An 8,038-nucleotide genomic window follows, 5' to 3' on the forward strand; every position below is an offset into this window, starting at 1 on the left:
CATTATTCGTTATCATATAGAGGACACCTCTTCTGTATGGAATGTTTGATTCTCGACAAATCAACTATACCAAACGGGGGTGTTTTTTTATGCAAATTTTTCGTGTCAATGAAAGTATTTCAATGACGTCAGCAACTACTGTTGGGTGAGCTTATTGAACTTTTATTGGTGCGAAAGTTGAGTTAAATATAAATCTTTATTTCTCTCTCGCTCTCTCCAAAGTCACTTTTAAATACTCTTCCTATTTAACTAAGAAGTAAAGCTAGCTCCATTTTTAAGAAAAATAATTAATTTATTTTATCTTTCATAGTCACCATTCCATAAGAATGCAAATTATTGTAGCTTTATTGAAAGAAGAGTAAAGTTCAAGGGATAGATAGACGGTTTACTCAAATTGATAAAATGGAAATATTTACCTATACCCTCCAGTTCGCTATTCAAACATCGATAAGCAGCTCGTTATTATTTTAATAGTGAAAGATCAAGCTTTCAGTTTTAAACTCTGTATTGTTTGTAAGGCTCCTATATTATTTTGAATATAATCTATTTTTTCTTTCACTTTTGGTAATAGTTTACTATGATAATTACATAAGAATAACTATTATATTTTAGTATGAATTTCTTACGACTAGTTGAATAATTATCTACTATCTGATGTAGTTAAAAAAGGAGGACCACTTATGGACACTAAAAAAACTACTAACACTGGAAAATGCCCGGTAATGCACGGTAGCGCTACTAGTCAGAAATCAAGCGGCACAACAAACAAAGACTGGTGGCCAAACCAATTAAACTTAAATATTTTACATCAGCATGACAGAAAAACGAACCCTATGGGGGAAGAATTTGATTATGCAGAAGAATTCCAAAAGTTAGATTACGATGCTCTTAAGAAGGATCTTCATAATTTAATGACAAACAGTCAAGATTGGTGGCCTGCTGACTATGGACATTATGGTCCAATGTTTATCCGAATGGCTTGGCACTCTGCTGGTACATATCGTACTGGTGACGGCCGTGGTGGTGGCGGAACGGGCTCACAACGTTTTGCTCCACTTAACAGCTGGGCTGACAATGCCAACCTTGACAAAGCACGTCGACTGCTATGGCCAATTAAGCAAAAATATGGTAATAAAATCTCTTGGGCCGATTTATTCCTTCTAACAGGTAATGTTGCGATTGAATCTATGGGCGGTAAGACATTTGGTTTTGGCGGAGGACGTGCAGACATTTGGTACCCAGAAGAAGACATCTACTGGGGTTCTGAATCTGAAATGCTAGGTGATAACCGTTACACAGGCGATCGTGAGCTTGAGAATCCTCTTGCTGCCGTTCAAATGGGTCTGATCTATGTGAACCCAGAAGGTCCAAACGGGAATCCAGATCCGCTTGCAAGTGCTCGTGACATTCGCGAAACCTTTGCACGTATGGGAATGAACGATGAAGAAACTGTTGCATTAGTGGCAGGCGGTCATACTTTTGGTAAGGCACACGGTGCAGGGGATGCTGCACTTGTTGGTCGAGAGCCAGAAGGTACTCCTCTTGAAGCACAAGGCTTAGGTTGGTTAAGCACGCACGGTTCCGGTAAAGGTCGTGATACAATCACGAGCGGAATTGAAGGTGCTTGGACTGCGAATCCGATACAATGGGATAATGGTTTCTTTGACCTCCTGTTTGGATATGAGTGGAAGCTTACAAAGAGCCCTGCAGGCGCACATCAATGGACTCCTGTAAATCCTGCCAAAAAGGATCTTGCACCAGATGCAGAAGATTCATCGGCTCGTGTTTCGACAATCATGACAACAGCAGATATGGCACTACGTATGGATCCAGATTACGAAAAAATTTCTCGTCGTTACCATGAGAATCCAGAAGAATTTGCAGATGCCTTTGCTCGTGCATGGTTCAAACTACTGCACCGTGATATGGGTCCGAAAGCAAGATATCTTGGTCCAGAAGTTCCAGATGAAGATCTGATCTGGCAAGACCCTGTACCTTCTGTTGATTATGAATTAACAAATGCAGAAATTGCAGAATTAAAAGGGAAAATCCTGGATTCAGGACTTACGATCAGTGAACTTGTAACAACAGCGTGGGCTTCAGCTAGTACGTTCCGTGGCTCTGATAATCGCGGTGGTGCAAATGGGGCCCGCATCCGCCTTGCTCCACAGAAGGACTGGGAAGTGAACCAGCCGGAACAACTTGAAAAAGTCCTAACTGTATTAGAAGACATTCAAAGTCAATTAGATAAAGAAGTCAGCATTGCTGATTTGATTGTCCTAGGCGGAAGTGCCGCAGTAGAAAAAGCTGCACAAGATGCAGGCTTTGATGCAACGGTTCCGTTTGCTCCTGGCCGTGGCGATGCGACACAAGAGCAAACCGATGTAGAAAGCTTTGACGTGTTAGAGCCGGTCGCTGATGGTTTCCGTAACTATCAGAATAAAAAGTATAGTGTGAGTTCAGAAGAGCTCCTTGTAGACAAAGCACAACTGCTGGGCCTTACTGCACCAGAAATGACTGCACTTATCGGCGGTATGCGTGTTCTAGGAACAAACCACAGTGGTACATCACACGGCGTATTCACGGATCGTGTTGGTATGCTTTCTAACGACTTCTTTATTAACCTGCTTAACATGGGAGTAGAGTGGAAGTTTGTAGATGGAGACGTATTTGAAGGACGCGATCGCAAGACTGGTGAAGTCGTGCGTACAGCAACGAGAGTGGACCTTGTATTCGGTTCAAACTCCGTGTTACGTGCGATTGCAGAAGTGTATGCTCAAGACGACAACAAAGGGAAGTTTGTAAGTGATTTTATCGCTGCCTGGGTCAAGGTCATGAACGCAGACCGTTTCGATCTTAAGCTTAAGAAAACGGAACTAACAAGCAATTAAACTATAAGAAAAACCGCACACATTGAACAAAGGCATGGAGAGTGGTCTCCATGCCTTGTTTTCATATTTGCTCGTAAACGAACGCATCCGTCTATTTTTATCTCTTCTACAACCGTTAAACTACCCGCCACTTATCGACCTTGTGATCTGATTGTCTTCATCATATTCGATACTTGCAAACTCTCGATTCCAATTACATCGTGGTTTTTGATGATATCGGTAGAGATCTTATGTAAGAAATCTTAAGTGGGGGATTCTAAGAACACCAGTGTAACCACCAGTTATGGATTAGGCTATCACCGCCAAGTCTGTAATGGACTTTCACCACCTAGCTGTTAGACATGCCGGGCACACCATAAAAAAGAAACAGGATCACCCCCTGCTTCTTTTGCTACCCTTTCCGTTAACTAGTTTTCAAAACTAGCTGTTTCCCCTTTTGATGATTTCTCTCTTTTATTTGATTTTTAAAGTAGCTAATGATGATCGAGTAAATGGCAATGCTCATAATTGAATACATTCCGTTCAGTAATCCTAAATAATAGAACCCCGATAACACAACAACAAAGTCAAATACGAAATTAACTTTCCCTGGGTCCCAATCGAATTTTTTCTGCAAATATAATGCAAGGATATTCGCTCCGCCCAATGAAGAACCGTTTAAAAACAACACCGACAAACCGAACCCAATCAAAACACTTCCTAGCACCCCTCCAAAGAAAGGTGTAAGTGTCATCTCAGGCACCAAATAACTAAAGTACGTCATGGTTGATAGCATGGATACAGATAAAATGGTGGATAACGTAAATTCCCACCCCATCCTTAGTACAGAAAAAACATAAAAAGGGATGTTAATGAGAAAGAACAACACATAAAATGGCAACCCCAATATATAGGAAGAACTTAAAGCTAATCCTGCTGTTCCACCTGTAACGATTTGCGATTGTCCCACTATCGTGACACCAATGGCTGTTAACAAGCAACCGAATAGTAAAAAGATAAAATGCTTCATACTTTCCTCCTCTTCAATACATCTACTTCTTTAGAAATAGTGTAAAAAAAATCGGTTTTCTTTTATATAACAAAGCGAACCATTTCATTGGTTTATCTTTACATTTTTTATGAAGTTCTTTCCTTTTTCCTTCACAATGTAAAAAGGAATGATCCTGCCACCTTCTACATTGCAAAAAGAACTGGCTATGTGGTTCCATTCCACGTAGCCAGTTCTTTGTTTTCGTTACTCTTTAATAATAGGTTGTACGATCTTATCTTTAATAGGTGACCTTATGACAATCGATGAATTGATCTTTCCATAACCAGTAAACTCCTCAATTAAGCTACTTAAATGAGCCATATCACTGACAGCTGCTTTTAATAAATAGTTTACTTGACCCGTTAAACAATGGCACTCGATAATATCAGGATGTTCAATGACTAGGTTTTCAAACTTTTCAAACGATAGATTGATCTCACTTACTTGGATGAATAAAATGACATCTCGGCCTATCGCAGAGGGGTTAACCTTTGCACTTATTTTATCTATGACTCCACGCTCGATCAATCGATTATAACGTTCTGTTACACTTGGCCGACTAAGTGATAGCTCCTTTGATAGGTCACTAAAGCTTTTTCTTCCATCCCTTTGTAGGATCGTAAGCATCTGAATATCTGTATGGTCCACTCATCCACCTTCTTTTCTTTTTCTTTAACATTAGGGCCATGCTAAACCATATGAATTTATATTACCACGAATAATTGATCTTGTATGAAAATGAGCGTGTTCTACTTTTCAACGTCCACATTTCCTCGTACCCTCTTCTCGGCAACTAGTATGTAAGTAGTCAAATTCCCCCTACATTGCCTTTTATAAAACAATCGAGAAAGACCAACACCAAGTATACCTAACCTAATAAATAAGATTGCTCGAACGACAATCGAAATGGCTTTTATGTCGATAAAAATCACTCCTCCTAGCGCTCTACTGACAGGCGGCTTCATTCCATCATCTCTCCTATTTTTATGCGGAGCGTGCCCTGCCTGGCAGCGTCCTGGCTCACAGGAGGAAGCCCCCAACTACCATTGCCAATTAGACGGAGCACTTGGTGATGGGGACATTGGAATAACGATGTCTAAAGGCTTCGCAGCTGTAAAAGAGGAGAGCAAAACATATGACGGTTATGATATTAGAGCGTTCGTCTTATCAAGTGGAATGATCATGGCTGAAAAAGCTCCTTCAACAATGGGCACATGAATGGCCTCAGCACTCATTAAAGCAGGAAAATACTTCGAGATAAAACTGAATTAACCTTAGGAGGATTTATTTCATTTATCGAAGCAATGATTACAGGAATTAAGGAACGAGGTAAAGCAGAAGTTAGTGATAAAACAATCCTCGATTCACTCGTACCAGGCTTAGAATCACTTAAACAATCGATTGAGAATGGAGACGATCTTAAACTATCGGCTGAAAAAGCCTTTCTTTCTGCTGAAGAAGGAATGAAGAAAACGATTCAGATGAAGTCACTTAAAGGAAGGGCTGCACGTTATCTCTCGATGAATCAGTAGGTCGTCAAGATCCTGGCGCTACTGTTGGAGCTTTGTTTTTTAAGGGGATTTTGAATGCTGTTTCTTAATAGTAGAGTAGAGAACTGTTTTCTGGAAGATAGCCTTTTGGCTATCTTCATTACTTTCAGCTCCCCCTCATCAAACCGTACGTGAGATTTCCCCTCATACGGCTTTCTCACCGTGAGTGAGCAACCCGCTCCTCTCAAGTTTTTTTTAAAAGATGTAGCGATTACACTCATTGCTTCGGGGTTGTGCCAGGTTACTCCTCCATCACTTGTAAAACGTCCCGAAATACCTCTTACAAAGACGTAAAAACCGCCGACACCCCTGAAATAATAATTAATCCTAGCGTTATTTTTCTAAACAAGGCTTGTTCGACTTTACTAGCTATTTTAATCCCTAAAAACGTTCCTACAAACAAAGCAGGAAAAAACCAAAACACGTATGTCATCACTTCTTTGTTAATAAGTCCTCCCACGAAAAAAGTAGCGATGGTTATGATATTTAGAATCAAAGAAAATGAAGTAAGGTTTGCTCTAAACGCTGTTTTATTCTCACCTTGGTTCGTTAAAAATAAAACAACTGGCGGCCCAGATAAAGAAATACTGCCGTTTAACAGTCCACTAGAAAATCCAACAGGAATTAACGCCAATTTCTCATTTTTTATTTTTAAGGAATAACCTCTCCAAAGCGCTAATGCAAATAATACAATCAGAAATCCAGTAATGATTTTTAATGTATTTTGGTCAATAATTAATAAAATGTACGTTCCTAAAGGTACCCCTATCACACTTGAAGCGATAAACAGCCATGTTTTTTTAAATTTAACATGGGACCATACTTTTATTAGAATCAAAATATTTGAACATAAACCAAATACCACCATAATCGGCACAACCGTATGCATAGAAAGTAATATTGTCAGTAATGGCATAGACGTCAAAGCAAAACCAAAACCCGTTGTCCCTTGAACTACAGCAGACAGAAACATAATAAGTAGTCCTACTATTATTATTGTTAAGTCCATCATTCACCTCACCCCCCTATTAGTTACAGTGCATTCTTGTGTGAGAACATTATTGATTTATATGATCCCTGCATCCTACGATCGAAATCCTATAATTTAATATTTTTGATGGAATTCACTTAAATCTACGTTATACTTAAATATTAATAAACTTATATAGAACGTCGATACTTTTTATTGTTAGGAGGAGATCGAGTGGATTTTGTTGCATTAGACTTTGAAACCGCTAATACGAAACGCTCGAGTGTTTGTTCAATTGGACTTGTTGTTGTGAAAAATGGCAAAGTTGCCGAAGAATACTACCAATTAATTAAACCAAACGATATGTACTTTGACCCCATTTGTGTGAGAATTCATGGGATTACTCCTGAAGATGTCAAGGGTGCCCCATCTTTTAATAAAGTGTGGAAAGACATCTCCCATTTGCTAGAAGGAAACCTCGTCATTGCCCATAATGCAAGTTTTGATATGTCTGTATTGAGGCACTCACTAGATGAGAGCAGGTTAGAATATCCTTCGATTTCTTATAACTGTACCGTTAATGTTTCTAAAAAAACATGGCTTGGTCTACACAGTTATTCACTGAATGTGGTCGCAGAGTATTTACAGATTGAATTTAAACATCACCATGCACTCGAAGACGCTCAAGTGGCAGCGCAAGTATATCTTCAAGCTTGCAAACACAACAATGTTACAAGTCATGAAGAACTCATTGAAAAACTAGAAATTGGTCAAGGAACGGTTTATGCCAACGGTTATACGCCAGCACGTGCCAACAAAAAGAAAAGCAAAAATAAGAGAAACTCGTTAAAAACAAGTTAACTAGAAAACAAAAGTATGAAATAAGGGATGAGACACTCATTCGTAAGCAGCTCATCCTGATACTTCATACTATGTCAAGAAAATGGACACATTGAATTGAGATTTATGAGAAACAACCGGCATACATCAATTGAAATCATAAAAGATCCTGATTAATTGTGTGAAAGTACCCTAATTCTGATGATTACCATTGCCAAAATGCTGCGATTTATGAACGAGATACTGCCATTTTAAAAAAGTTGAAACTCAAGATCGGACAATTAGTAATTTAGGAAGACATAGAGTCATGCATTCAAAAGTATGTCATCCCTTCCGATATCAAAACAATTTGTGCAACTTGTTCCTGGAGAGCTTATGGTGTTTGCGAGGAAGGGATCGAAGAAATTCTTGACGGGAAAGGGTTGAGGGAAGGTTCTTTGAGCGCAATGTTGCTCGGTAATCTTTTGTTATACAATCAAGTGGGGCGCTGTTGTCCCTTCTTGCTCTTGACCAATTGTAGAGGGTTCCTCAACCTCTTCTAAGCCCGGCAACGTCCTAGGTCATCCTTTCTCTTCTTCGGGGATGATTAGGTTTGTAGTTCTTCACGGGAGCTCTTCAGCACCAGAGCATATTTTTTGTTCTTACTAAAAAAGACAATCCATTTGGATTGTCTTTTAAAACTGCCTGGCAACGTCCTACTCTCACAGGGGGAAGCCCCCAACTACCATCGGCGCAAAAGAGCTTAACGACCGTGTTC

Annotated in this window: 7 protein-coding genes, 1 rRNA gene and 1 pseudogene; 4 read left to right on the forward strand and 5 right to left on the reverse strand. The window is 39.6% G+C overall.

The window, feature by feature from the left end:
* Positions 1 to 680: 680 nt before the first annotated feature.
* Positions 681 to 2,891 carry a catalase/peroxidase HPI gene (gene katG / locus SLH51_RS23940; RefSeq protein WP_335964099.1) on the forward strand — a complete coding sequence of 737 codons (2,211 nt, stop codon included), beginning with the start codon at positions 681 to 683 and terminating at the stop codon, positions 2,889 to 2,891.
* A gap of 155 nt (positions 2,892 to 3,046) precedes the next feature.
* On the opposite strand, the pseudogene SLH51_RS23945 reads toward katG, so the two are convergent.
* From SLH51_RS23945 to SLH51_RS23955, 3 genes and pseudogenes are all read right to left on the reverse strand, one after another.
* A pseudogene (locus SLH51_RS23945) lies at positions 3,047 to 3,133 on the reverse strand (RNA-guided endonuclease TnpB family protein); the annotation flags it as partial.
* A 161-nt stretch (positions 3,134 to 3,294) separates the two neighbouring features.
* Positions 3,295 to 3,900: a YitT family protein gene (locus SLH51_RS23950; protein ID WP_335964100.1), complete on the reverse strand. Its 606-nt coding sequence runs from the start codon at positions 3,898 to 3,900 to the stop codon at positions 3,295 to 3,297.
* A gap of 225 nt (positions 3,901 to 4,125) precedes the next feature.
* Positions 4,126 to 4,569: an Lrp/AsnC family transcriptional regulator gene (locus tag SLH51_RS23955; RefSeq protein ID WP_335964101.1), complete on the reverse strand. Its 444-nt coding sequence runs from the start codon at positions 4,567 to 4,569 to the stop codon at positions 4,126 to 4,128.
* Between the two features lie 267 nt (positions 4,570 to 4,836).
* Between SLH51_RS23955 and SLH51_RS23960 the strand changes: the two genes are divergently transcribed.
* Complete coding sequence (locus SLH51_RS23960; RefSeq protein WP_335964102.1) at positions 4,837 to 5,139, forward strand: DAK2 domain-containing protein; 303 nt, start codon at positions 4,837 to 4,839, stop codon at positions 5,137 to 5,139.
* 29 nt (positions 5,140 to 5,168) lie between these two features.
* A complete protein-coding gene (locus tag SLH51_RS23965) occupies positions 5,169 to 5,453 on the forward strand; it encodes a DAK2 domain-containing protein (RefSeq protein WP_335964105.1) in 285 nt (94 codons plus the stop codon).
* A gap of 298 nt (positions 5,454 to 5,751) precedes the next feature.
* Here SLH51_RS23965 and SLH51_RS23970 read toward each other — a convergent pair whose 3' ends face one another.
* Positions 5,752 to 6,483 carry a sulfite exporter TauE/SafE family protein gene (locus SLH51_RS23970; RefSeq protein ID WP_335964103.1) on the reverse strand — a complete coding sequence of 244 codons (732 nt, stop codon included), beginning with the start codon at positions 6,481 to 6,483 and terminating at the stop codon, positions 5,752 to 5,754.
* 192 nt (positions 6,484 to 6,675) lie between these two features.
* Between SLH51_RS23970 and SLH51_RS23975 the strand changes: the two genes are divergently transcribed.
* Entirely contained in the window at positions 6,676 to 7,302 is a 627-nt protein-coding gene (locus SLH51_RS23975) for an exonuclease domain-containing protein (RefSeq protein WP_335964104.1), read from the forward strand.
* Between the two features lie 661 nt (positions 7,303 to 7,963).
* On the opposite strand, the gene rrf is transcribed toward SLH51_RS23975, so the two are convergent.
* Positions 7,964 to 8,038: ribosomal RNA gene (rrf, locus tag SLH51_RS24665) — 5S ribosomal RNA — on the reverse strand; the annotation flags it as partial.

Origin of the sequence: Halalkalibacter kiskunsagensis, from assembly GCF_037027555.1 — a bacterium.
GTDB classification, from domain to species: domain Bacteria; phylum Bacillota; class Bacilli; order Bacillales; family Bacillaceae_D; genus Halalkalibacter; species Halalkalibacter kiskunsagensis.

Coding starts and splice junctions, on each gene's coding strand:
- katG (WP_335964099.1), top strand. CDS start 681: ATGGACACTAAAAAAACTACTAACACTGGAAAATGCCCGGTAATGCAC.
- SLH51_RS23950 (WP_335964100.1), bottom strand. CDS start 3,900: ATGAAGCATTTTATCTTTTTACTATTCGGTTGCTTGTTAACAGCCATT.
- SLH51_RS23960 (WP_335964102.1), top strand. CDS start 4,837: ATGTCGATAAAAATCACTCCTCCTAGCGCTCTACTGACAGGCGGCTTC.
- SLH51_RS23970 (WP_335964103.1), bottom strand. CDS start 6,483: ATGATGGACTTAACAATAATAATAGTAGGACTACTTATTATGTTTCTG.